Below are 24,131 nucleotides of genomic sequence, written 5' to 3'. Positions count from 1 at the left end.
GGCGCCGGCCTCACTCGCCGGGGCGCCGGGTGGAGCGGCCGAAATCCGGCGCGGCGGTATCCTGGCCGGCCTCGATGATCCCTTTCCGGATCGCCCGGGTGCGGGTGAAGTAGTCGTGCAGCATGTCGCCGTCGCCGGTGCGGATCGCCCGCTGCAGCGCGAAGAGCTCCTCGGTGAAGCGGCCGAGGATCTCCAGCGTCGCGTCCTTGTTGTTGAGGAACACGTCGCGCCACATGGTCGGGTCCGAGGCCGCGATCCGGGTGAAGTCGCGGAAGCCCGCGGCCGAGAACTTGATCACCTCGCTGTCGGTGACGCGGCGCAGGTCGTCGGCGACCCCCACCATCGTGTAGGCGATCAGGTGCGGCGCATGGCTGATGACGGCGCAGACCAGGTCGTGATGGTCCGGGTCCATCTCCTCGACCGTGGCGCCCATCGCGGTCCAGAGCGCGCGCAGCTTGCCGAGCGCCCCGGGGTCGCAGCCCTCGGGCGGCAGGAGCAGGCACCAGCGGCCGTCGAAGAGCTCGGCGAAGCCCGCCCGCGGGCCCGAGAATTCGGTCCCCGCCATCGGGTGGCCGGGGATGAAGGTGACATCGGGCGGCAGGTGCGGCGCCACCGCATCGACCACCGCGCGCTTGACCGAGCCGACATCGGTGACGGTCGCGCCCGCCTTCAGATGGCCGGCGATCTCCTCTGCCACCTGCCCCATCGCGCCGACCGGCACGCAGAGCGCCACCAGATCCGCCCCCTCGGCCGCCTCGGCCGCCGATCCGGCCAACTGGTCGCAGAGCCCGTCCTCGGCCGCCATCTGCATATGCGCCGGGCTGGCGTCATAGCCGGTGATCGTCCCGGCCAGACCGGCGCGGCGCATGGCATGGATCATCGAGGAGGCGATCAGGCCGAGCCCGATCACCGCGACGCGGTCGTAGATCTGCGTCATTCCCCGCCCCGCTCCGCCTTGAAGGCCGCGACCGCCTCGGCGAGCAGCAGGCAGGAACGCTCGTCGCCGATGGTGATGCGCAGGCAGTTCGGCAGGCCGTACCCCGCCACCTGCCGCACGATCAGCCCGCGGGATTTCAGGAAGGCGTCGCAGGCGACGGCCTCCTCGCGGTCGGCGAAGCGCGCCAGGATGAAGTTGGCGCAGGAGGTGTCCGAGGGAATCCCGAGCTCGGCCAGCGCCTGGGCCAGCGCGCTGCGCAGCCGCGCATTCTCGGCCAGGCAATGGGCGGCGAAGTCGCGGTCGCGCACTGCGGCCTCGGCGGCGGCAAGCTGGGTCTCGCTGAGATTGAACGGCCCGCGGATGCGGTTGAGCACGTCGATGATCTCCTTCTGCGCATAGCCCCAGCCGATGCGCAGCCCGCCCAGCCCGTAGAGCTTCGAGAAGGTGCGGGTCATCACCACGTTCGGATGCAGGTCGACGAGCGAGGCGCCGCCGTCATAGCCCTCGACGAATTCGGCATAGGCGCCGTCGAGCACCAGGATGACATGCTCCGGCAGGCCCGCGGCGAGCTTGGCCAGCGCGTTGCCGCCGATCATCGTGCCGGTCGGGTTGTTCGGGTTGGCGATGAAGACCAGCTTCGTCCGCTCGGTCACGCCCGCCAGCAGCGCGTCGACATCGGTCGTGCGCTCGCGCTCGGGGACCGAGACGCTGGAGGCGCCCGCCGCCAGTGCCGAGATGCGGTACATCGAGAAGCCGTGCTCGGTCTGCAGCACCTCGTCGCCCGGACCGGCATAGGCCTGGCAGAGCAGGTTGATGATCTCGTCCGAACCCACGCCGCAGATGATCCGCGCGGGGTCCAGCCCGTGCACCTCGCCGATCGCCGTGCGCAGCTCGGCATGGTCGGTGGAGGGATAGCGGTGGAGCCGGTCCGCCGTCGCCCGGAACGCCTCGATGGCCTTCGGCGAGGGACCGTAGGGATTCTCGTTCGAGCTGAGCTTGATGACCTCCGAGACGCCCTCGACCTTGGACTGCCCGCTCTCGTAGAGCGCGATCTCCATGATCCCGGGCTGCGGCACGATCTGCGTCATTGGCGGCTCCTTCCGCCGGCCGGGGCGTCCCGGACGGCCTGTCTCCAGGGGACCGGCCGCGCGGGCCGGCATCGCGCCGGATGTAGCCGCCGCCGCGCGCCAAGGCCAGTGCCAACCGCGCCCGAAGCGCGGCCGGCCGGGACGGAATCGGCGTTTTCCGGCGCCAGGCCCGGTGCCGGGGCGGCGCTAGCGGGTGAAGCTGAGCACGAAGGAGACCGGAACCACCGGCTGGATCGAGTCGAGCCCGGCCAGCTCGCGCAGCTTGGCCAGTCCCTCGGGGAAATCGAGCTCCCCGGCATCGACGATCACCGGCGCCAGCGAGGCGACGACGACGCGGTCCTCGCCCGCCCGGGTGACGAGCACGCTCGACGCGTAGTCCGATCCGGTGCCGTTGACCGAAAGCGACAGCGGCAGCTCCATCTTGGCGGCCGCGCCGGGGGCGATCTGGCCGAGCGCCTCGAGATCGACCTCGGCCGTCACCGTCGCCTTGGGGAAGACATCGACCTTGAACAGCAAGTCGCGCACGCGCTGGTTGCGGATGTCGATGCCGGTCTCGACCGAGGCCAGATTGATGTCGACGGTGACCGTGCCGGTCTCGGAGACGCTGCCCGAGAGGCTGGAGAAGCTGTTAGCCTCGGCGACGTCGCCGTTCTTCATGCTGACATAGCTGACCGCCGAGGCGTCCGGGTCGAGATCCCAGGCGAAGACGGCGCAGGGCAGCAGCAGCGCGGCGGAAAGGACTGCGGAAAACGGTGTCATGGAGTTGCCTTTCGGTGGAGCGCGGAATTCGGCGCACACCCGAGATCTACCCCATCGCCTGCCTATCGCGAAACGCAAAGCGCCGCGTCCGGGAAGGACGCGGCGCCGAAGGTCATCGCGGAGAACCGGATCAGTTCTGCGCGTAGTATTCGATGACGAGGTTCGGTTCCATGATGACCGGGTACGGCACGTCGGCCAGGCCCGGAGCGCGCACGAAGGTGGCGGTCATCTTGGAGTGGTCGGCCTCGATGTAGTCCGGAACGTCGCGCTCGGAGAGCTGGACGGCCTCGAGCAGGACGGCGAGCTGGCGCGACTTCTCGCGCACGGTGATCACGTCGCCTTCCTTCACGCGGTAGGACGGGATATTGACGCGCTTGCCGTTCACTTCCACATGGCCGTGGTTCACGAACTGGCGGGCGGCGAAGACGGTCGGCACGAACTTGGCGCGGTAGACGACGGCGTCCAGGCGGCGCTCCAGCAGGCCGATCAGGTTCTCGCCGGTGTCGCCCTTGACGCGCTCGGCTTCGGCGTAGATGCGGCGGAACTGCTTCTCGGTCAGGTCGCCGTAGTAGCCTTTCAGCTTCTGCTTGGCGCGCAGCTGCAGGCCGAAGTCGGACATCTTGCCCTTGCGGCGCTGGCCGTGCTGGCCGGGGCCGTATTCGCGGCGGTTGACCGGGGACTTCGGACGGCCCCAGATGTTCTCGCCCATGCGGCGGTCGATCTTGTACTTGGCAGACGTGCGTTTGGTCACGGCTGGTCTCCTTCTGGTGCCCCCGCGAGGGGGCGGATTGTCGAAGGGCGTTGTCCTCCGCCGCGCCTCCCGGGTTTGCAGGAAGACGGGCCGACAGGCATCCCCTTGCGGGGGCCACCAACACCAAAGACCCGGCAGCTCTGCCGGGATGGCGCGCTTTAGCGGCAGGCCCGCGGGGAGTCAAGCGCCAAGCCCGGTCAGAACCGCCAATTTACATGCACCGTGCCGACCATCTGCGCCTCGGGCTGTTCCCCGAATTCCTCGTCCAGAAAGACGACCCCATAGAAGACCTGCCGCCCCTGCCCCCAGCGCCAGAGTCCGCCGATCCGCGCGCGGTGGCGGAGGTCCGCCGGCCGGTAGCCGCGGTCCTGCGGCGGGCGGGCCGAGCGCAGCACATGGGACGCATCCGCGCCGGGCACCGGCCCGCCGCCCTCGGCCTGCTGGCGGGAGACCGGAATCAGGTCGCCTGCGGCGGCGGCGCGCAGCGGCAGCGCACCGCCCCCCGCGGACCCCAGCACCAGATCGCCGCCGAGCCGGAACTGCGTCTGCGACCCGGCCTGGAGCTGCAGGCTGGCCAGGGCCCGGTAGGGCGCGCGCTCCGCCGCGGGCAGCCGCCGCGTCGCCGCCAGCACAAGGGTCGGGTTCAGCGCATCGCCGATCTGCCCGTCCTCCAGCGCCGGGCCGGGATCCTCCCCCGGCGAGCGCAGCCGCGGCGGGATCTCGGGATAGCGGGTCTGCGGCCCGGCGGCGGCCAGGTCGAGCCCCGCCTCCAGACTGCCCTTTGGACCCAGGAGATAGCCGCGCATCCCCGGCCCCGCATCCCCGGCCAGAGGGCGGCCGGAGGGATCGGGACCGGCCAGGCTGGCCGGGGTCAGCGCCCCGGTGAAGAATCGCAGCTCCACCATGTCGGGCCCGCCCTGCCCCGGCGACGGCAGGAGCCCCGCCCGGTAGCTGCTGCCGTGCCATCGGTCATGGCGGTCGCCGAAGACGTCGTTGGTAAAGGCGCCGTTGGTATGGAGCCGCGCCATGCCGAGCCGTTCCCAGGCCGGCGCGGGCCCGGCCGCCATCGCGAGGCCGAGAAGCCAGAGCCAGAAGAGTCCCATTGCGTGTTCCCGCTGATGCACCGCCTTTCTGCGGCTGCCGCATCCTGGGACGGCGACTCTTTCCGCATGGTTAAGCCGCCCCCGGTCAGTTCAGTCGCTGCCAGGTCTGGGCGACGCAGAACGGCCCGACGCAGCCCGAGACATCCAGCCGGTCGCCCTCCAGCACCATCTTCGAGCGGAAGGTCTTGTCCCGCTGCGGATCCCAGATCCGGCCGTGATCGTACTGGCCTCCGCCCTCCGGGCGCATGTCCCAGACGATCGGCTTGCCCACGGCGCCCGAGTCGCGATGGCTGCCATCGGCGTTGAACGCCTCCTTCAGCGTGCCGCAGAGCGCCGCGCCGCAGGCCGCGATGCTCACATGGCCGAACGTGCCGTCCCTGCCCGGCTCGGTCTTCCACAGCCCCTCTGCCGGATCGGCAAGCAGAGGCCCCGCCGCGACCAGCGCGGCGCAGATCAGGTACTTCATCGATGTCTCCTCCCGCGCTCCAGCACGCCTGCGCCCGCGGCGCCGGTCAAGTACAACCTCGCGTCGCTTGGCTTCGCGGGCCGGACATGGCATGGGGGCGCGGATATCGCGAAAGGGACCCGACCATGATCCTCTATCCCGCCATCGACCTGAAGGACGGCGCCTGCGTCCGGCTTTTCAAGGGCGACATGGAGCAGGCCACCGTGTTCAACGACGACCCGGCCGCGCAGGCCCGCGCCTTCGTCGAGGCGGGCTGCGAATGGCTGCATCTGGTCGATCTCAACGGCGCCTTCGCCGGCGAGCCGGTCAATGCCGCGCCGGTCGAGGCGATCCTCGCCGCGTGCAAGGTGCCCGCCCAGCTCGGCGGCGGCATCCGCGACATGAAGACGATCGGCACCTGGCTGGAGAAGGGCCTGGCGCGGGTCATCCTCGGCACCGTGGCGGTGGAGAACCCGGCGCTGGTGCGCGAGGCGGCGAAGGCCTTCCCCGGGCAGGTCGCAGTCGGGCTCGATGCCCGGAACGGCAAGGTCGCGACCCGCGGCTGGGCCGAGGAGACCGAGATCGAAGTGACCGATCTTGCCCGGGAATTCGAGGACGCGGGCATCGCGGCGATCATCTATACCGACATCAACCGCGACGGCGCGATGCAGGGGCCGAATATCGAGGCGACCGCCGCGCTGGCGCGCGCCGTGTCGATCCCGGTCATCGCCTCGGGCGGGGTGTCCTCGCTCGACGACCTGATCGCGCTGCGCGACTGCGGCGTGACGCTCGACGGGGCGATCTCGGGGCGGGCGCTCTATGACGGGGCGCTCGACCTGCGCGCCGCGCTCGACGCGCTGGCGGGCTGAGAAACCGCGCCAGGCTTAACGCCGGCGAAACCATGGCTCCTCCAGAACAGGCAGGTTCGAGGAGGAGCCCGATGGCAGTTGACCAGAGCGTGGCCGCATTGCGGCCCGACCCCGTTTCCCACATGGCCGGCCTGCACGCGGCAGCCCTCGCCGGGCCCGGCGGCCGCCTCGCCCGGGACACGAGAATCGAGACCCCGGCCGGACCGCGGCTGCTGCGCGACCTGCGGATCGGCGAAATGGTCGAGACCCAGGACCGCGGACCGCAGGAGATCCTCTGGATCGGCCGCAGCCGCATCTCCCGCGAAGAGCTCGAGGCCGCGCCCGACCGCCGTCCCGTGCGGATCCGGCGCGGCGCGCTGGGGCCGGGCCTGCCGCGGCGCGACCTCGTCGTCGCGCCCGAGCACCGGCTGGCGCTGAGCCATCCGGCGCTGTTGCGGCACTGCCGCTCGGCGACGGTGCTATTCCCCGCCCTCGCCCTTGCCGACGGCCGCGGCATCAGCGCGCTGCCGCCCAACCGCGGCTGGACCTTCCTGCAGCTCCTGCTGCCGCATCACGCGCTGCTGCTGGCCGAGGGCTGCGCCAGCGAGAGCCTGCCGGGCGCCGAGGCGCGCGATGCCGGCGGCGCACTGCCGGTGCGGCTCGACGGGCTGCCGGTCGCGCAGGCCGGACCGCCGCTGCCCGCCCCGGCCCTGGCCGAGGCGCGGCGCCTCTGGGCAGAGCTCTGCGCCCGCCGTCCCGGCCGCGGCGCGCCCGCGCTGCAGACCCAGTCCCGGCGCAACAGGCCGCAAGGGCTGCGCGGCTAGGACATTTTGCAAATTGGCACGCAAGGCGCTAGGGATCCCTGTCCCGCGAGGGATCCCCGTCCAGCAGCCTGGTGCCGAACATGACCGAAACCGCGCCCGAACCCGCTTCCGCCTTCCAGGGCCTCCGGCTGGGCCGGGTCCCCTGGCTGGTGCTCACCCTGTTGATCGCTGCCTTCGTGATCCTGCCGCTGGCGACCGTGGTCTGGCTGGCCGTCGGCAATTCCGACGGGGTCTGGGCACATCTGGCGGCGACGACCCTGCCGCGCTACCTGGGCAACACGCTTTTGCTGATGGGCTCGGTCGGGCTGGCCGCAGGGGTGACCGGCACCGCCACCGCCTGGCTGGTGACGATGTACGCCTTCCCCGGCGTGCGCTGGCTCCGCTGGGCACTGCTCCTGCCGATGGCGATCCCGGCCTATATCGGCGCCTATGCGCTGACCGATTTCCTGGAATATGCCGGGCCGGTGCAGACCGGGCTGCGCGCCCTCTTCGGCTGGCAGAGCGCCCGCGACTACTGGTTCCCCGAGATCCGCTCCCGCTGGGCGGCGATCCTGGTGCTCTCGGCCTCGCTCTTCCCCTATGTCTACCTGCTCAGCCGCTCGGCGCTGCGCGAGCATTCGGCCTCGAGCTTCGATGTCGCCCGCGCGCTCGGCGCGGGGCACCTGGCGCGGTTCCTGCGCGTCGGGCTGCCGCTGATCCGCCCCGCCGCTGCCGCCGGCATCGCCATCGTGATGATGGAGACCGGGGCGGATTTCGGCGTGGTCGACTTCTTCGCGGTGCAGACCCTGACCACCGGCATCTTCACCACCTGGCTCGAGGGCGGCTCGGCCGCGGGCGCGGCGCAGATCGCGCTGGTCTGCCTCGGCCTCGTGCTGGTGCTGGCCTCGGCCGAGCGGATCAGCCGCCGCCGCGCGCAGGTCTATGCCCATGCCAAGCGGCTGTCGAAGCCCAATCCGATCCGGCTCTCGGGCTGGCCCGCCTGGGCGGCGACGGCGGCCTGCCTCCTGCCCTTCGCGCTCGGCTTCGTGCTGCCCGGCGGGATCATCGCCTCGCTGGCGCTGGAGAATGCCGGGGAATGGCTCGACCCGCGGCTGATCCGGGCGGGGATCAACACGCTCTTCACCGCCGGGATCGCGGCCTGCCTGACCATCGCGCTGAGCCTGGTGCTGGTCTATGGCGTGCGGCTGACCGGGTCGAAGGCGATGCGCCTCCTGCTGCCGGTGACGGCGCTCGGCTATGCCGCGCCTGGCGCGGTGCTGGGGCTGGGGCTGCTGCTGCCGATGGCGGCGCTCGACCACCGGATCGCCGACGGGCTGGAGCTGGTCGGGATCAATGCCGGGATGCTGCTGACCGGCTCCTCGGCGGCGGTGATCCTGGCCTACATGGTGCGCTTCTTCGCGATCGGCCAGGGCGCGGCGGACAGCGCCATGGGCCGCATCCCGCCGAGCCTGCCGATGGCCGCGCGCTCGCTGGGGCGGACGCCCTCGGGGACGCTGCGGACGGTGCACCTGCCGATGATCCGCGGCTCGGTCGGCACCGCGCTGCTCCTCGTCTTCGTCGACGGGGTGAAGGAACTGCCCGCGACGCTGCTGCTGCGGCCGTTCAATTTCGACACGCTCGCCACCCGGGTCTACGGCCAGGCCTCGCTGGAGCGGATCGGCGACGCCGCCCCGCCCTCGATGCTGATCATCCTCGTCGGGCTGGTCGCGGTGGTGCTGCTGGCGCGCGCCAACCGCTGAAACGCGAAAGGCCGGGCATTGCGCCCGGCCTTGGAAATTCCGCCCCCGACAGGGTCCTACATCTCGACGCCCAGATGCTGGGCCACGGCGAAGATGTCCTTGTCGCCCCGGCCGCACATGTTCATGCAGATGATATGGTCCTTCGGCAGCTCCGGCGCGATCTTCAGCACATGGCCAAGCGCATGGCTGGGTTCCAGCGCGGGGATGATCCCCTCCTGCGCGCAGCAGACCTGGAAGGCCGCGAGCGCCTCCTTGTCGGTGATCGAGACGTATTTCGCCCGGCCGGTGTCGTGCAGCCAGGAATGCTCCGGCCCGATCCCGGGATAGTCGAGCCCGGCCGAGATCGAGTAGCCCTCGAGGATCTGGCCGTCATCGTCCTGCAGAAGGTAGGTGCGGTTGCCGTGCAGCACGCCCGGGCGCCCGCCGGTCAGCGAGGCGCAGTGCTCCATCTTCTCGTCGACGCCCTTGCCGCCGGCCTCGACGCCGATGATCTGCACGTCCTTGTCGTCGAGGAACGGGTAGAACAGGCCCATCGCGTTCGAGCCGCCGCCGATCGCCGCGACCAGCGTGTCGGGCAGCCGGCCTTCCTGCTCCATCATCTGCTCTTTCGCTTCCTTGCCGATGATCGCCTGGAAGTCGCGGACCATGGCCGGATAGGGATGCGGACCCGCCACGGTGCCGATGCAGTAGAAGGTGTCGCGCACATTGGTCACCCAGTCGCGCAGCGCGTCGTTCATCGCGTCCTTCAGCGTGCCGCGCCCCGAGGTCACCGGCACCACTTCGGCGCCGAGCAGCTTCATGCGGAACACGTTCGGCTTCTGCCGCTCGACGTCATGCGCGCCCATGTAGACGACGCATTTCAGCCCGAACTTGGCGCAGACGGTGGCGGTGGCCACGCCGTGCTGGCCCGCGCCGGTCTCGGCGATGATCCGGGTCTTGCCCATGCGCCGCGCGAGGATGATCTGGCCGAGCACGTTGTTGATCTTGTGCGCGCCGGTATGGTTCAGCTCGTCGCGCTTGAGGTAGATCTTGGCGCCGCCGCAGTAGTCGGTCAGCCGCTCGGCGAAATAGAGCGGGCTGGGGCGGCCGACATAGTGCTTCCACAGATAGTCCATCTCCGCCCAGAATTCCGGATCGGTCTTGGCGAAGTCGTACTGCTTCTCCAGCTCCAGGATCAGCGGCATCAGGGTTTCCGAGACGAAGCGGCCGCCGAAATCGCCGAAACGGCCGTTCTCGTCGGGACCGGTCAGGAAGCTGTTGATCAGGTCGTCGGGCATGGGACATCTCCTCTCGCACGGGCTGCTTGAACAGCGAACGGGCCGCGGGGTCAATGGGGATGGGCCGGTTTCCGCTCTGCGGCGAAGACGCCGCCTTTCCCGGACAGGGCAATCGCCCTAGACTCACCCGCATGTGAAAGTCGAGGAGACCTCCGATGAAGACCAAGATCACCGCCGCCCTCCTGGCCGGGGCGCTCGCGCTGTCCGCCTGCGAGAACATGACCAACGAGCAGGGCGCGCAAGTGATGGGCGCGGGCGCGGGCGCCGTCGGCGGTGCCGTCATCGCCACGCTGCTCGGCGCCAATAGCGGATGGACCGCGGCCGGCGCGCTGGCCGGTGCCGCTGCCGGGGCGATGGTCGCCCGCAACAGCGAGACCCAGGAATGCTATTTCGCCAATGGCGACGGCACCTACTACAAGGCGCCCTGCCAGTAAGCGCCTGCGGCCGGGCGCGGCGCCCGGCCTGTCTCAGGGCGCCGCGAAGGGCATGCGGCACGCCGCCTGCCCCGGCGCCCAGGGCGCCCGCTTGGCCATGACGGCGGCGAAGAGCGGCAGGCCGAGGAAGAGATCGAGCCAGCGCCGCACCCCCGGCCCCGCCTCGCGGTCGAACCGCGCCCGGTCGATCATCGCGAATTGCCGCACGAAGGGCAGGACGGCCATGTCCGCCAGCCGCGGCCGCGCGCCGAAGAGCCAGGGATCGAGCCGCCCCTCCAATCCGCCCAGCACCGCCATCGCCTCGGCGCGCGTCGCCTCCGGATCGCTGCCAGGATGGCGGCTGTGGTACTTCGTGCGGTCGAGCGCCGTCTTGAACGGCCCGTCGAAGCAGGCGATCAGCGCCCGCCCCTCCTCCGGCATGGCAAGCCAGCCCTTCGGGTCGGACCGCCCGAGCGCCCAGAGCATGATGTCGAGGCTTTCCGCCACGATCCGCGGCCCGTCCTGCAAGAGCGGCACCGTGCCGTCGGGGCTTGCGGCGAGGAACTCGGCGGGCTTGTCGCGCAGAAGGACCTCGCGCAGCTCGACCGGTTCGCGGGACACCTGCAGCGCCAGCCGCGCCCGCATCGCATAGGGGCAGCGGCGGAAAGACCACAGGACCGGCGTCACGCCGTCAGGCCAGCCGCCGTCGTTCCGGTGATGCGCGCGGGCACGATCCGCCCCTCGGGCCGGTCGGACTGGAAATGCACCTCGGCGAATTGCGCCGTGCGCCCCATCCGAGGACTTTCCATCAGCACCTGGTGGTCGCGCCCGACCTGGGCTGCGAGATGCCGCGCGACGGCGGCCTCGCCAGCGGCGCGCAGCCGGGCGGCCCGGTCCTTGATGGCGCGGCCGTCGACCGCGGGCATGCGTGCGGCGGGCGTGCCCTCGCGCGGGGAATAGGGGAAGACATGCAGCCAGGTCAGGTCGCACTCCTCCACCAGCTTCAGCGAGTTGAGGAACATCGCCTCGGTCTCGGTCGGGAAGCCCGCGATGATGTCGGCGCCGAAGGTCATGTCGGGGCGCAGCCGCCGCGCCTCCTGGCAGAAGCGGATCGCGTCATCGCGCAGATGGCGGCGCTTCATCCGCTTGAGGATCATGTCGTCCCCGGCCTGCAGCGACAGATGCAGATGCGGCATCAGCCGCTCTTCTTCGGCGATGGCGCGCATCAGGTTTTCGTCGACCTCGATCGAGTCGATCGAGGAGATGCGCAGCCGCGGCAGCTCGGGCACGAGCTTGAGGATGCGCATCACCAGGTCGCCAAGCTTCGGGCCCGCGGGCAGGTCGGCGCCCCAGGAGGTCAGGTCGACCCCGGTCAGCACGACCTCGTTATAGCCCTTTTCCACCAGCCGCCGGATCTGGTCGACCACCACGCCCGCCGGGACCGAGCGGGAATTGCCGCGGCCGAAGGGGATGATGCAGAAGGTGCAGCGGTGGTCGCAGCCGTTCTGGACCTGGACATAGGCGCGGCTCCGCGTGCCGAACCCGTCGATCAGGTGGCCCGCGGTCTCGGTCACCGACATGATGTCGTCGACCTGCACGCGCTCGGTCTCGCCGATGAAATCGGCCGTCATGCCGCGCCAGGTCGCGGGCTGCATCTTCTCGGTATTGCCGACGACGAAATCGACCTCGTCCATCGCCGAGAAGCTGTCCGGGTCGGTCTGCACGGCGCAGCCGGTGACCACGACCTTGGCGGTCGGGTTCTCGCGGCGCAGGCGGCGGATCTCCTGGCGGGACTTGCGCACCGCCTCGGCCGTCACGGCGCAGGTGTTGACCACGACGGTCTCGCCCAGCCCGGCCGCCTGGGCGAGCTCCTTCATCGCCTCGGTCTCGTAGGCGTTGAGGCGGCAGCCCAGCGTCGTGAATTTCGGCACGGAGCGGTCCATCACACGGTCTCCAGGAAGGCGGCGTCGAACTGCGCCGAGAAGACATGGGCGACCGGGCCGGTCAGCCAGACGCCATCCTCGCGCCAGTCGACCGCAAGCCGCCCGCCATCGAGATCGAGCGTCACGGTCTTTCCGGTCAGGCCGCGCAGATGGGCGGCGACCGCGGTGGCGCAGGCGCCCGAGCCGCAGGCCAGCGTGACGCCGGTGCCGCGTTCCCAGACCCGCATGCGCAGATGGTCCGGGCCGGTCAGGCTGGCGTATTCGACATTGGTGCGCTCGGGGAAGAGCGGGTCATGCTCGACGCCGGGCCCCTGCCCCTCGAGATCGACCGCCTCGGCATCCTCGACGAAATGCACCGCATGGGGATTGCCCATGCCGACCGCCACCGGATCGCCCGCCAGGGGCAGCGCGGTGACGTCGGTCTCGCGCGCCAGCGGCACGTCCCGCCAGTCGAGCTGCGGCGGCCCCATATTGACCCAGACCGCGCCGTCGCGCCGCTCGGCCAGCAGGAGCCCGCGCATCGTGCGGATGCTGACCCGGTCGCGGCCGAGCCCGGCCATCACCAGATCGGCGACGCAGCGGGTCGCATTCCCGCAGGCGCCGGCGCGGCTGCCGTCGGAATTCCAGAAATCGAGGCAGATGTCGCTGTCCTCGCCGTCGCGGATCTCGGCCAGCTGGTCGAATCCGACGCCGCGATGGCGGTCGCCGACCGCGCGGGCCAGCGCCTCGGTCACGCGCGCGGACCGGCCCCGACTGTCGATGATGACAAAGTCGTTCCCGGCCCCGTGCATTTTCAGGAAGGGCAATGTGCTATCGGTCGTGTCGCGCATGCGGCGGCATATACGCCTGCTGCGGCAGAATATCCACAGGCCGCGGATGCCGCGCCGCAAAAAACTCGCGGAAAACTGCGATCGGCCACTTGACCCCCCCCGGCGCAATCCGTAGAGAGCCCGGACACACAGTGGGCCGTTAGCTCAGTTGGTAGAGCAACTGACTTTTAATCAGTGGGTCACAGGTTCGAATCCTGTACGGCTCACCACTGACATCCGCCGAAGGGCGGCGCCGCCGAGGCGCCCGGGCAGATGCACATCCTTCCGCAATGAACCAGCGCGAACCCTGCCTCCGGGCGGAGTCCGTTCCGGTCCCGTGCCGCACTGCGGAATGGTTCCGTGCCGCATTGCAAAATGGCTCTAAGGGAAGCTCCCGCCCGCGTTCTAAGGCTTGGCCGGAACCCGGAAACGATTGGAGACCGCCCGTGTCAGACACCCCCCAAGCCCCGACGGACAAGACCCGGCTGCGCCGCTACAACTGGCTGGCAAAATACGACCGCGACACGATCAACGCGATCATCGACGCCGGCATCGTCTGCCAGATCGGCTATGTCATCGACGGCGCCCCCTATGTGACCCCGACCTGCCACTGGCGGATCGGCGACCATGTCTACTGGCACGGCTCCTCGGCCAGCCGCATGCTGAAGGCCCAGCAGAAGGGCATCAAGGTCTGCTTCACCGTCACCCATCTGGACGGGGTGGTGTTCTCGCGCGCCTCCTTCAACCACAATATCCAGTACCGCTCGGTCATCGCCTTCGGCGAAGCGGAGCTGGTCGACGAGGACACCAAGCGCGAGGTGCTCTCGACCTTCACCGACCGCCTGGCGCCGGGGCTGTGGGACTATGCCCGCGTGCCCGCCGACCAGGAGTGGAAGGCCTCGAAGGTGATCCGCATGCGGCTCGACGAGGTCTCCGCCAAGGTGGCCGACGGGCTGCCCGAGGAAGACGACGCGGATCTGGCCACGGACCGCTGGGCCGGGCATGTGCCGCTGCGGCTGGTCCAGGGCGCGCCGGTCGCCGATCCGAAGCTGCGCGCGGGCATCGAGATGCCCGATTTCGTCAAGAACTTCCGCTACTGACCATGGCCGCCTTCCATCGCGAAGAGGTCCTGTCGGTCCGCCACTGGACCGACAGGCTGTTCAGCTTCACCACCACGCGGGCGGCGGGGCTGCGCTTCTCCAACGGCCATTTCACCATGATCGGGCTGATGGCCGAGGGGCGGCCGCTGCTGCGGGCCTATTCCATCGCCTCGGCCAACCATGCCGACCATCTGGAGTTCCTGTCGATCAAGGTGCCCGGCGGGCCCCTGACCTCGCGGCTCCGGCATATCGGCGCGGGCGACGCGATCCTGGTCGGGCGCAAGCCCACCGGGACGCTGGTGACCGACTACCTGCTGCCGGGGCGCAGGCTCTACCTGCTGGCGACGGGGACCGGGCTCGCGCCGTTCCTGTCGGTGATCCGCGATCCCGGGACCTACGAGCGTTTCGAGACGGTCGTGCTGGTCCATGGCGTGCGGCAGATCGCCGAGCTGGCCTATCGCGACGCGCTCTCGGGCGGGCTGGCCCGCGATCCGCTGCTGGGCGAGATGATCGCGCAGGGGCTGGTCTACCTGCCCGCGGTCACGCGCGAGCCCTTCGAGCGCCAGGGCCGGATCCCGGCGCTTCTGGCCTCGGGGCAGATCGCGCGGGATGCCGGGATGCCGCCGCTCTCGGCGGAGACCGACCGGATCATGATCTGCGGCAGTCCCGGGCTGAACCGCGATCTCGCCCGCCTGCTGGAGCCGATGGGCTTCGCCGAGGGCAATACCAGCGTTCCGGGCAGCTATGTCGTCGAACGGGCCTTCGTCGACGGCTGACCCGGAAGAAGGGGGCCCCGGAGCGATCCGGGGCCCCCGCCCTTCTTCAGAGCGCGATGGCCGGGCGGCGCAGATGCAGCGGGCGCGCGATCTCGATCGCCCGGGCGGCCTCGAGCATCACCGCCTCCTGCCCCATGGCGGCGATGATCTGCACCCCGACGGGCAGGCCCTGCCGGGTGAAGCCCACCGGCACCGACAGCGCGGGCTGGCCGGTCATGTTCCAGGGATAGGTATAGGGGCACCAGCTCCAGTCGGTATCGGCGAAGCCCTCGGGCACGTCGCGCCCGGCGGCATAGGCCGGGACCGGCATCACCGGCCCGATCAGCAGGTCATGGCGGGCGAAGAAGGCCTTCGCATCCGCCGCCACCGCCAGCCGCCCGGCAATCGCCTGCTGGTAGGCGGCCAGATCTACATCCCCGGCCAGCGCCGCCACGTCGCGGATCAGCGGATCGAGCAGCCCGCGCTCCGCCGGCGGGGTATTGCGCCAGGTCTCGGCGCAGGCGGCATTCCAGAAGACCTCGAAGGGGGCGAAGGGATCGACCTGCCAGCCGGGATCGTCCTGCACCACCTCTGCCCCCGCGGCGGACACCAGGCCGGCCGCCTCCGCGACCAGGCGGTCGACCTCCGGATCGGCCAGGGGCGCGCGGCAGCCGAGACGGGGCGAGACCGCGATCCGCAGCCCCGAGAGATCGCCGTCGAGCCGCGGCGGCGCGAAGGGCACCGGCCAGGCATGGGGATCGCGCGGCTCGGGGCGGGACATGACCTCCAGCATTGCCGCGGCATCGGCGACGGTGCGGGCCATCGGCCCGACCACCGAATGCGGCATGTCGGTATCGGGCGGGAAGGCCGGCACCCGGCCGAAACCCGGCTTGACGCCGACGACATTGCAGTGGCTCGCCGGGATGCGCAGCGAGCCCGCCCCGTCCGACCCCAGCGCCAGCGGCCCGAAGCCCATCGCCAGCGCCGCCGCCGCCCCGCCGGAGGAGCCCCCGGCGGTGCGCGACAGGTCATGCGGGTTCAGCGTCTCGCCATAGCGCAGCGAGCGCGTCACCACTTTCGATCCGGCCTCGGGCGTGGCGGTGCGGCCGAGAAAGACCGCCCCCGCCTCGCGCAGCCTTGCCACCGCGGGCGTGTCGAAGCCCATCGGCGCGTCATCCGCGATCCGCCCGCCGCGCCAGCGCGGCCAGCCCTGCACGGCGGAGAGATCCTTGATTGTCGCCGGCACCCCGTCGAGCGGCGAGAGCGGCCGCCCCGCGCGCCAGCGCCCGGCCGAGGCCCGCGCCATGGCGAGGGTCAGCTCCGGACGCAGGTCGATCACCGCATTCACCGCCCCGTTCAGCCGCGCGATCCGCGCCAGCAGGCTTTCGGCCACCTCGACCGGGGTGACGTCCCCCGCGGCATAGCCCCCGGCCAGCTCCGCCGCCGAGGCGAAGGCGAAGCGCGCGTCCCCCGCCGCGGCGCCGGGCTCAGTACTGCTCGAAATATGCATCGGTCTCGGCCGCCGGGATCTCGTCGCGCAGGCGCATCGTCTCCTGCCATTTCATCGCCTGGTAGACCTTGACGAACTCCTCGCCGAGCAGCTCGCACAGCGCGGTATCCGCCTCCAGCGCCTCCAGCGCGTCGAGGATCTCGGTGGGCAGCTTGGCATAGGAGGCGTCATCCTCCTTCGGCCCCTGCCCCGCGGGCATCAGCTCGCGCTTCTGCAGCACGCCGAGCAGCCCCGCCGCGATCGTCGAGGCGGCGATCAGGTAGGGATTGCCCATCGCCGAGGGCACGCGCACCTCCATATGGGTCGCCCTGTCCTTCGAGGCCTTCACCCGCACCGAGGCCGAGCGGTCCTGGATCCCCCAGGAGATGTTCGAGGGCGCATAGGTGCGCGGCCGGATCCGGCGGTAGCAGTTCGGCGTCGGCGACCAGATCGCCATCGCGCCGCGGGCATGGTCCAGCACGCCCTGGATGAAGCTCTTGAAGACCGCCGACATGCCGTCGGGATCGGCGAGGTCGAGAAAGGCGTTGGCGCCGGTCTCCTTGTCGAGCAGCGAGATGTGGAAATGCGAGCAGCTGCCCGAGAGCCCCTTGTAGGGCTTGGTCATGAAGGTCGCCAGCAGCCCGTGCTGCGCCAGGTACTCTTTGACCGTGTTCTTGAAGACGAAGCCGGTATCCGAGGCGGCGACCCCGATCTCGGCGGCGTAGTTGATCTCCACCTGGCCGGGCCCGTGCTCGACATTGTAAGTGATGATGTCGATCCCCTGCGCCTTGCAGATGCGGATCAGGTCGTCGATCGCCGGATGCTGGTGGGTGCGCGCGGTGGCGAAGATCGGCTGGCCGGGGAACAGCGGCTCGCGCGTGGCGGCATCGACGACGTAGAATTCGTATTCGTGCCCCATCATCGCCTTGAACCCCAACTGGTCGGCGATCATCAGCATCTTCTTCAGCAGCATCCGCGGCGAGGCGAGCTGCACCTTGCCGTCATACCACATCATGTCGCAGAGAACCCGGCCGGTGCGCTCCAGCCAGGGCACCGGGGTCAGCGTGGAGACATCCGGGATCATGATCCCGTCCTGGTAGTTGACCTCCTCGTTATAGCCCGAGCCGCGCACCGGCACCGAGCCGCAATCGAGCGCGACCGTGCCGCCATAGAGGTTCAGCCCCTTGCGCATGTAGCCCGCGACATGCTCCACCGGGACGGTCTTGCCGCGGCTCATCCCCGCCATGTCGGCCAGCTCGAAGCGCAGGTAGTCGAACCCCGCCTCGCGCAGCCGCGCGGTGAAGGCCTCGGCCTCTTCCGCCGTCGCGGTGCGCAGGGGCGGGACGGCATCGAATTTCGACGGGTCGCTCATCAGTCCCATGTCGGTCTTCCTCTTCTCTTTCGTTGGCGCAGGGGCTCAGGCCGTCTCGGCCGCCATGAGCGCGCAGAAATTGCGGTAGATGGTCTCGCAGGCCGCGCGGAATTCCGGCAGGCGCGGCGCGACCTCGGCGGCTAGCCCCCGGGCACGCGCGGCGCCGAGCGCGGTCTCCAGGCTGGCGGCATAGGCCGGGACCTGCTGCCAGTCCGCCACCGTCGAGGGCGTGATCTCGACATGGAACTGGAAGCCGTAGGCGGCGCGGCCATAGCGGATCGCCTGGGCCGGACAGGCCGGGTTCGCGGCCAGCACCACCGCCTCGCCGGGCAGGGTCTGCGCCTCCGCCCCGTGCCACTGGAAGGTCAGCATTTCCTCCGGCAGCCCCGCGAAGATCGGATCCGCCGCCCCGGCCGCGGTCTTGGCGACCTGCGCCAGCCCGACCTCGGGCGCGTCCATCGGCGCCACCGTGCCGCCGATCGCCTCGGCCAGCAGCTGGTGGCCGAGGCAGATGCCCAGATAGGGCCGCTTCCACTCCACCACCCATTTGCGGATCGCCGCGATCTCGGGGCGCATCCAGGGCAGCTCGTCCTTCTGCCACAGGTCCTGCGGCCCGCCCATGGCGACGAGAAGGTCGAAGCCCTCCATCTCGGGGATCGGCGCCCCCTCCTCCAGTTCGGCCACCTCCCAGACATGGCCGTCGCGGGTCCAGAACTCCCGCAATGTGCCGGGATGTTCGACCGGGAGGTGCTGGAAAACGAGAATTCGCATGAAGATAGCCTCTTTCAGGGTCTTGCGGTCAGAAGTCGTTCGGTGGCGGTATCGAAGGCCAGGAGCGCGGGGCCGTCGAAGACGAGCCCGATCGCGTCGCCCTCGGCATGGGCGGCAAAGCGCTCTGCCGGGCCGGTCAGACGCATCTCGCCGGCCGCGGTCGCGGCGCTGAGCGCGATCAGATGGCCGAGCGGTTCCAGGTCGGTCACGGTGGCGTCGATCATGCCCGTTCCCGCGGGCACGGCCGAGATCGCCTCGGGGCGGATGCCCAGGGTGAACGCCGCCGCGCGCGGCGCGCGGAAGCCCGGACAGGCAAAGCGCTGCCCGGCCAGCTCCAGCCCCTCCGCGGCGAAGCGCGCAGGCACGAGGTTGATCTGCGGCGCGCCGACGAAGCGCGCGGCCTCCATGTCGGCGGGATAGTCGTAGAGCCGCTGCGGCGCGTCGACCTGCACCACGCGCCCGGCGCGCAGCAGCACGACCGTGTCGGCCACCGCCAGCGCCTCGGAGAAATCCGGGGTCGCCAGGAAGAAGCTGTGCCCGGCCTCGCGCTGCAGCCGCCGCAGCTCGGCGCGCAGCTCGATCCGCAGCATCGCGTCGAGGCTGGAGAGCGGCTCGTCGAGCAGGAAGAGCGCCGGGTCCCGCACCAGCGCCCGGCCCAATGCCACGCGCTGGCGTTCGCCGCCGCTCATGGTCTTCGGCAGCCGCTCCAGCACATGGCCGATCTTCAGCACCTGCGCCAGCTGGCGGACCTTGCGGTCGACCACCTCCGGCGCCTGCCGCGCGACCCGCAGCGGATAGGCGATGTTGCCGTAGCCCGTCAGGTTCGGGTAGAGCGCCAGATTGTCGAAGATCATCGCGACATTGCGGTCCTTCGGCTCGGCCTCCGTCAGGTCGAGCCCGGCGATCTCGATCCGCCCGGCATCGGGGGGCTCGAGCCCGGCGATCATCTTCAGGGTCGTCGTCTTGCCCGCCCCGGCCGCGCCGAGCAGCACGGTCATCGAGCCCGCGGGCAGTTCCAGCGACAGGTCCGAGACCGCCTCGGCCGCGCCAAAGCGCTTCTCCAGCCCGTCGAGCCTCAGCACGGCCGGGATCGTCGTCTGCAGGTCCTTCATGCCGGCACTCCCAGGGTGATCCGCGACCCGTGGAGCCGCAGGTTGGTGTCGCCGTCGAAGGCCGTGACCGCGCCGGGCGGCACCGCGAGGCCGATCACCTGCCCCGGCGCGGGCGCGGCGCCGGGCGGCACCACGGCCTTGACCTTGCGGCCGCCGCAATTGACGGTCAGCACCGCCTCGGGCCCGCGCGGCTCGACATGCAGAACGGTCCCCGCCAGCGCCGAGTCCGCCGCGCCGCAGGGCACGAGCCCCTGAGGCCGCAGCCCGAGCGTCAGACGCCCGTCCGGCAGGTCGCTGCGCACCGGCAGGCAGAGCCCGCCGGTCTCGAAGACCCCGCCCGAGAGCCTGCCCGCGAGCAGCGTCATCGGCGGCTCGCCAAGGAAGGAGGCGACGAATGTGTGGGCCGGGCGCGACAGGATCCGCGTCGCCGCCTCCACCTGGCGCAGCCGCCCCGCCTGCATCACCGCGATCCGGTCGGCCAGCGACAGAGCCTCGATCTGGTCATGGGTGACATAGACGATGGTCAGGCCGATCTCCTTCTGCAGGCGGCGCAATTCCCGCCGCATCGCCAGCCGCGCGGCGCTTTCGAGATTCGAGAGCGGCTCGTCGAGCAGCAGGATCGCCGGGCGCGTGACCAGCGTGCGGCCGATCGCGACGCGCTGCATCTGCGAACCGCCCAGATCGCCCGCGCGGGCCTCCAGCCGGTCCGACATGCCCAGCAGTTCGGCCACCTCGCCCACGGCGCGGGCAATCTCGGCCCGGGCCACGCGGCGCACCGAGAGCCCGAAGGCCAGGTTCTGCCGCACGGTCATCGAGGTGAAGACCGCGTAGTCCTGGAAGACCAGCCCGACATTGCGCTTCCCCGCCGGGATGTTGGTGACGTCGCGGCCGTCGATCTCGATCCGGCCGCCGCTGGGATGCTCCAGCCCGACGATCATGTTCAGCGTCGTCGACTTGCCGCAGCCCGAGGGGCCGAGCAGGGCCAGGGTCTCGCCCGCCCCGACCTCCAGGTCGAGCCCCTCCACCGCGGCGACATCCGCGCCGGGATAGCGTTTCGAGACGGATTTCAGCGCCAGTTTCGGGGTCATCGTTTTACCGCTCCGAAGGTCATGCCGCGCGCCAGATGGCCCTGGATGGCGTAGCCCGCGAGGATCAGCGGCAGCATCGCCAGCACGGCCAGCGCCGCCTGCACGCCATAGAGCGTGCCGGCCGTGGCGGTGACGTATTTGGCAAGCTGCACCGGGATGGTCGTCACGCTGGTATAGGACAGGACCAGCGCGAACATGAATTCCGACCAGTTCAGGATGAAGATGAACATGGTCGTGGCAAAGACCCCGCCCTTGATCAGCGGGATGGTCACGAGGAGATGCGCCATGAGCCGCGAGCGGCCGTCGAGCATCGCCGCCTGCTCGATCTCGCGCGGCAGGTCGTCGACGAAGCTCTTGAGCATCCAGGTCGAGAAGGGCAGCGTCACCGCGACATAGATCGCGATCAGCCCGGCATAGCTGTCGATCAGGTTCACCGCCGAGAACATGATGACGAAGGGCACGGCGATCGCCGCGGGCGGGAACATCCGCCCCGAGAGGATGACGAGCGGCGTCCATTTCGACAGTTTCGCGTAGCGCGAGAGGCCGATCGCCGAGGCCAGCCCGATCGCGATCGACAAGAGCGTCGCCAGCACCGCCGCCAGGAGCGAGCCGAGGATCGCGGGCGTGGCGGGCTGGCTGACCCCGCTCAGCCCGTAGGCCTCGAGCGCGGACGGGTCGAAGAGCGTGCGGAAATTGGCCAGGGTCGGCTCGGAGGGCACCCAGATCGCGGGGGCGGCATTCCAGTCGGTCGGCGGCTTCAGCGAGGTCATCACCACCCAGAAGACCGGGAAGAGCGTGACGGCGAGCGCGGCCGCCAGGACCAGCGCGAGAAGCGGCGTGAGGGGGCGGTTCTGCATCATCCCTGCCCTTTCAGGAGCTGGTCGCGCACAGGCAGCAGCATGAGGTTGATGATCGCCAGCGTGCCGACCAGCACGAGGAAGGCCGCGGCCGCGCCATAGGCCAGCTGGAAATCGTTGAAGGCGAGCTTGTAGATGTAGAGGCTGACCGTCTCGGTGGACGAGCCCGGCCCTCCGCGGGTCAGCATGAAGACCTCGTCGAAGAGCTTCGCGATCTCCATCGCGCGGATCACGAAGGCGACGATGATCACCGGCTTCAGCATCGGCAGCACCACGCGGAAGAAGATCTGCCGCGGGCTGGCACCGAGGATCATCGCCGCGCGCACCGGGTTCTCGGGCACCGCATTGAGCCCCGAAAGCAGGATCAGGAAGAACAGCGGCGTCCAGTGCCAGACCTCGGTGACGATCACCGCGATCATCGCCAGCGGCGCCGAGCGGAACCACTCCGGCATCGCCTCCGGCCCGAGGAAAAGCCCGAGGATCTGGTTCACCGGACCGTTCGACTGGAAGAGCATCCAGAAGGTGTAGCCGACCACCACCGGCAGGATCATCATCGGCGTCAGGAAGGCGGAGAAGAGAACGGACTTGCCCTTGAACTCGCGCAGGAAAAGCACGGCTAGCCCCAGCCCCAGCGCGAATTCGAGGCTCAGGCAGGTCACCGCCAGGAACAGCGTGCGGATCACCGCCTCGACGAAGCGGGTGTCGTAGACGAGGAGCTCCTCGTAGTTGAAGAGCCCGGCAAAGCGCGCGTCCCACAGCGAGCCGCGGGTCGGCGACCAGTCGGTGAAGCTCATGTAGAGCGCGACCAGCAGCGGCAGGACCAGCACGACAAGCGAGATGATCTGCCCCGGCAGCACGAGCCAGCGCATTGCGGAGGTCCTCTGGCGCCGCCCGGCGGGACGCGGCGGCGGGTCCGCCAGCGCGGCGGGGTCATGGGTGAAGTCGGTCATCTGTGCTCTTTCGTCCGGAGGCCGGAAGGGGGCCGGGCCGCCCAGGGCGGCACCGGCCGGAGGTCACGCAGCGGTCACAGCCAGGTATCGGCGCCCGAGGCCTTCTTGATCGGCTCCGCGAGGTTGCGCGTCAGCGCCAGCCAGCTCTGCTGCACCTTGTCCTTGCCGATGCGGCGGGTGATCCGCTCGAAGGCGCGGGAGGCGTCGTCGAGCGCCGCCTGCGGGTCCTTCTCGCCGGTCATGCAGGCATGGATCTCCTTGTCGAGCGCGTCCTGGTACTCGAAGCCGCCCGGCACGCAGAAATCCGGCACCGTGTTGACGATGTTGTCGTAGAGCGTGTCGAGATAGGGCTGGGTGTAGGTGTCGAGCATGCGCTGCGACGGCGCCTTCATGTGGGTGACGCGGTAGGGATCGGAATAGCCGCCCAGATAGGGGATCGCGTCCATCGAGATCGTCGGCGAGGTCATCCACTGCGCATAGGCATAGGCGAGCTCGGGATTGGCCGAGTATTTCGACACCGCATAGCCGTAGCCCCAGCAGAACATCCCGGCATGGAGCAGCGTGCCGTCGGCCAGCCGGTCGGCGGGCATCACGGTCGCGGCGATATTGCCCGAGGTGGCCGGGCCGGTGGAAGGCGCCTTCGCGTATTTGAAGCCCGAGGGCCAGGCGATGTTCATGAACCCCTCGCCACGGCCGAAGGCGTTGTAGTTCGACGACCAGGTGAAGGAGAAGGCATCCGGGTGCAGGTACTGGTTCATCTCCAGCATGTCCTCGAGCGCGGCCAGCCCCTCGGGCGAGTTGAAGGTCGGGTTCATGTCCTGGTCGAAATAGAGCCGCCCCTTGGAGATCAGCCGCTGCATGAACATCCACTTCACGTAGTAGCGCGAGCGGTATTCCAGCGAGCCGTAGAAGCCGTTTGCCGGGTCGTGCATGAAGCTGGCGATGTCGCGGTATTCCTGCCAGGTGGCCGGCGTGCCGAGCGCGTAGCCGAACGTGTCGGCGAAGGCCTTCGCCTTGCCGGCATTCTCGATATGGTCCTTGCGGCACAGGAGCGTGATCTGGTCGCCGTCGTTCAGCAGCCCCGCGACCCGGCCGTTATAGAGCTGCGCATGGTGGCTGGCGGGGAAGACCACGCCCCAGTCGGGGTTGAAGATCTCGGGGTCATGGGCCTCGACCCAGTCGGTCAGGTCGTAGATCACGCCCGAGTCGATCCAGTCGGGATAGGACATCGCTGTCGGCATCATCACGTCGTAGTTGCCGGTCTTGGCGACGGCCTCCTGCATGCCCTTGGTGTGGACGACCTCGTCGGGCTCCTCGATGAAGACCAGTTCGATGCCCAGCTCGGTCTTCCACAGATCGGCATAGGGGGTCATGTTGCCGATCGAGCCGGTGGGGATCAGCAGCGTCAGCGTCTTCTTCTCCGCCTTGGCGGCCATCTCCACGGCCAGCGCCCAGGCGCGCTCCTCGGGGCCGGAGATCGCGGCCCAGGCCTTGCGGACCCCCAACGGCGAGAGCGCCACGGCATTGGCGACGCCCGCGGCCACGCCGAGCGAACCCATCTTCCGGATGAAGCTGCGGCGGGTCATGGCGCCGCTGTCCATCTTGGCGACTGTGTCGAGGATCTGGTTGCGGTTCTTGCGCATGTGTCGGTTCCCTGCTGGTCGCGCCCGGCTCCGCGGGCGGCGGTCTGACATGCCGGTC

24 protein-coding genes and 1 tRNA gene are annotated in these 24,131 nt (G+C 70.0%); 7 read left to right on the top strand and 18 right to left on the bottom strand.

Annotation, left to right across the window (positions count from 1 at the left end):
* Positions 1-10: 10 nt before the first annotated feature.
* From FGX59_RS17185 to FGX59_RS17160, 6 genes are all read right to left on the bottom strand, one after another.
* The gene (locus FGX59_RS17185) at positions 11-937 is read right to left on the bottom strand and encodes a prephenate/arogenate dehydrogenase family protein (protein ID WP_138468369.1); all 927 of its coding nucleotides are present in this window, start codon (positions 935-937) and stop codon (positions 11-13) included.
* Entirely contained in the window at positions 934-2,025 is a 1,092-nt protein-coding gene (gene hisC / locus FGX59_RS17180) for a histidinol-phosphate transaminase (RefSeq protein WP_138468368.1), read from the bottom strand. Before hisC ends, FGX59_RS17185 begins: the two co-directional genes overlap by 4 nt.
* A gap of 186 nt (positions 2,026-2,211) precedes the next feature.
* The gene (locus FGX59_RS17175; RefSeq protein WP_138468367.1) at positions 2,212-2,784 is read right to left on the bottom strand and encodes a YceI family protein; all 573 of its coding nucleotides are present in this window, start codon (positions 2,782-2,784) and stop codon (positions 2,212-2,214) included.
* Between the two features lie 130 nt (positions 2,785-2,914).
* On the bottom strand, positions 2,915-3,535 hold the full coding sequence (rpsD, locus tag FGX59_RS17170; protein ID WP_138468366.1) for a 30S ribosomal protein S4: 621 nt from the start codon (positions 3,533-3,535) through the stop codon (positions 2,915-2,917).
* 197 nt (positions 3,536-3,732) lie between these two features.
* A complete protein-coding gene (locus FGX59_RS17165; protein WP_138468365.1) occupies positions 3,733-4,638 on the bottom strand; it encodes a lipid A-modifier LpxR family protein in 906 nt (301 codons plus the stop codon).
* 85 nt (positions 4,639-4,723) lie between these two features.
* On the bottom strand, positions 4,724-5,104 hold the full coding sequence (locus FGX59_RS17160; protein ID WP_138468364.1) for a DUF2147 domain-containing protein: 381 nt from the start codon (positions 5,102-5,104) through the stop codon (positions 4,724-4,726).
* Positions 5,105-5,229: 125 nt separating this feature from the next.
* Between FGX59_RS17160 and hisA the strand changes: the two genes are divergently transcribed.
* The 3 genes from hisA to FGX59_RS17145 all read left to right on the top strand — a co-directional run bounded on the left by hisA (position 5,230) and on the right by FGX59_RS17145 (position 8,494).
* Positions 5,230-5,952, top strand: coding sequence for a 1-(5-phosphoribosyl)-5-[(5-phosphoribosylamino)methylideneamino]imidazole-4-carboxamide isomerase (gene hisA, locus FGX59_RS17155; RefSeq protein ID WP_138468363.1), 723 nt, complete (start codon positions 5,230-5,232; stop codon positions 5,950-5,952).
* A gap of 71 nt (positions 5,953-6,023) precedes the next feature.
* Positions 6,024-6,755 carry a Hint domain-containing protein gene (locus FGX59_RS17150; RefSeq protein WP_171060683.1) on the top strand — a complete coding sequence of 244 codons (732 nt, stop codon included), beginning with the start codon at positions 6,024-6,026 and terminating at the stop codon, positions 6,753-6,755.
* An 80-nt stretch (positions 6,756-6,835) separates the two neighbouring features.
* On the top strand, positions 6,836-8,494 hold the full coding sequence (locus tag FGX59_RS17145; RefSeq protein WP_138468361.1) for an iron ABC transporter permease: 1,659 nt from the start codon (positions 6,836-6,838) through the stop codon (positions 8,492-8,494).
* A 56-nt stretch (positions 8,495-8,550) separates the two neighbouring features.
* Here the strand turns inward: FGX59_RS17145 and trpB are convergent, their stop codons facing one another.
* Positions 8,551-9,771, bottom strand: coding sequence for a tryptophan synthase subunit beta (trpB, locus tag FGX59_RS17140; protein WP_138468360.1), 1,221 nt, complete (start codon positions 9,769-9,771; stop codon positions 8,551-8,553).
* 155 nt (positions 9,772-9,926) lie between these two features.
* Between trpB and FGX59_RS17135 the strand changes: the two genes are divergently transcribed.
* Positions 9,927-10,205 (top strand): glycine zipper 2TM domain-containing protein, encoded by a 279-nt coding sequence (locus tag FGX59_RS17135; RefSeq protein ID WP_138468359.1) that lies wholly within the window; start codon positions 9,927-9,929, stop codon positions 10,203-10,205.
* Between the two features lie 33 nt (positions 10,206-10,238).
* On the opposite strand, the gene FGX59_RS17130 is transcribed toward FGX59_RS17135, so the two are convergent.
* Genes FGX59_RS17130 through dapF form a run of 3 tightly spaced genes read right to left on the bottom strand, consistent with a single transcriptional unit; the run spans position 10,239 to position 12,957 of the window.
* The gene (locus tag FGX59_RS17130) at positions 10,239-10,871 is read right to left on the bottom strand and encodes a glutathione S-transferase (protein ID WP_138468358.1); all 633 of its coding nucleotides are present in this window, start codon (positions 10,869-10,871) and stop codon (positions 10,239-10,241) included.
* A complete protein-coding gene (mtaB, locus tag FGX59_RS17125; protein WP_138468357.1) occupies positions 10,868-12,127 on the bottom strand; it encodes a tRNA (N(6)-L-threonylcarbamoyladenosine(37)-C(2))-methylthiotransferase MtaB in 1,260 nt (419 codons plus the stop codon). Before mtaB ends, FGX59_RS17130 begins: the two co-directional genes overlap by 4 nt.
* Positions 12,127-12,957: a diaminopimelate epimerase gene (dapF, locus tag FGX59_RS17120; RefSeq protein ID WP_138468356.1), complete on the bottom strand. Its 831-nt coding sequence runs from the start codon at positions 12,955-12,957 to the stop codon at positions 12,127-12,129. The genes mtaB and dapF overlap by 1 nt, the downstream gene beginning before the upstream one ends.
* Before the next feature lie 133 nt (positions 12,958-13,090).
* Here dapF and FGX59_RS17115 point away from each other — a divergent pair.
* From FGX59_RS17115 to FGX59_RS17105, 3 genes are all read left to right on the top strand, one after another.
* Positions 13,091-13,166, top strand: a tRNA-Lys gene (locus FGX59_RS17115).
* Between the two features lie 216 nt (positions 13,167-13,382).
* Positions 13,383-14,036, top strand: a complete 654-nt coding sequence (locus FGX59_RS17110; protein WP_206078375.1) for a pyridoxamine 5'-phosphate oxidase family protein — start codon at positions 13,383-13,385, stop codon at positions 14,034-14,036.
* 2 nt (positions 14,037-14,038) lie between these two features.
* Positions 14,039-14,812, top strand: coding sequence for a ferredoxin--NADP reductase (locus FGX59_RS17105; RefSeq protein WP_138468354.1), 774 nt, complete (start codon positions 14,039-14,041; stop codon positions 14,810-14,812).
* A gap of 46 nt (positions 14,813-14,858) precedes the next feature.
* On the opposite strand, the gene FGX59_RS17100 is transcribed toward FGX59_RS17105, so the two are convergent.
* From FGX59_RS17100 to FGX59_RS17065, 8 genes are all read right to left on the bottom strand, one after another.
* Entirely contained in the window at positions 14,859-16,301 is a 1,443-nt protein-coding gene (locus FGX59_RS17100; protein ID WP_138468353.1) for an amidase family protein, read from the bottom strand.
* Positions 16,279-17,661 (bottom strand): glutamine synthetase family protein, encoded by a 1,383-nt coding sequence (locus FGX59_RS17095; RefSeq protein WP_138468352.1) that lies wholly within the window; start codon positions 17,659-17,661, stop codon positions 16,279-16,281. Before FGX59_RS17095 ends, FGX59_RS17100 begins: the two co-directional genes overlap by 23 nt.
* Before the next feature lie 36 nt (positions 17,662-17,697).
* Complete coding sequence (locus FGX59_RS17090) at positions 17,698-18,423, bottom strand: type 1 glutamine amidotransferase (protein WP_138468351.1); 726 nt, start codon at positions 18,421-18,423, stop codon at positions 17,698-17,700.
* Positions 18,424-18,437: 14 nt separating this feature from the next.
* The gene (locus tag FGX59_RS17085) at positions 18,438-19,535 is read right to left on the bottom strand and encodes an ABC transporter ATP-binding protein (RefSeq protein ID WP_171060682.1); all 1,098 of its coding nucleotides are present in this window, start codon (positions 19,533-19,535) and stop codon (positions 18,438-18,440) included.
* Positions 19,532-20,623, bottom strand: a complete 1,092-nt coding sequence (locus FGX59_RS17080) for an ABC transporter ATP-binding protein (RefSeq protein ID WP_138468350.1) — start codon at positions 20,621-20,623, stop codon at positions 19,532-19,534. The genes FGX59_RS17085 and FGX59_RS17080 overlap by 4 nt, the downstream gene beginning before the upstream one ends.
* The gene (locus tag FGX59_RS17075; RefSeq protein ID WP_138468349.1) at positions 20,620-21,480 is read right to left on the bottom strand and encodes a carbohydrate ABC transporter permease; all 861 of its coding nucleotides are present in this window, start codon (positions 21,478-21,480) and stop codon (positions 20,620-20,622) included. The genes FGX59_RS17080 and FGX59_RS17075 overlap by 4 nt, the downstream gene beginning before the upstream one ends.
* Positions 21,480-22,430, bottom strand: coding sequence for a carbohydrate ABC transporter permease (locus tag FGX59_RS17070; protein ID WP_138468348.1), 951 nt, complete (start codon positions 22,428-22,430; stop codon positions 21,480-21,482). The genes FGX59_RS17075 and FGX59_RS17070 overlap by 1 nt, the downstream gene beginning before the upstream one ends.
* A gap of 74 nt (positions 22,431-22,504) precedes the next feature.
* Positions 22,505-24,073 carry an extracellular solute-binding protein gene (locus FGX59_RS17065; protein WP_138468347.1) on the bottom strand — a complete coding sequence of 523 codons (1,569 nt, stop codon included), beginning with the start codon at positions 24,071-24,073 and terminating at the stop codon, positions 22,505-22,507.
* Between the last annotated feature and the right edge of the window lie 58 nt (positions 24,074-24,131).

Source organism: Poseidonocella sp. HB161398, assembly GCF_005870025.1.
In the GTDB taxonomy this organism is placed as follows: Bacteria; Pseudomonadota; Alphaproteobacteria; order Rhodobacterales; family Rhodobacteraceae; genus Mangrovicoccus.
This window is presented reverse-complemented; position numbering and strand designations above follow the sequence as displayed.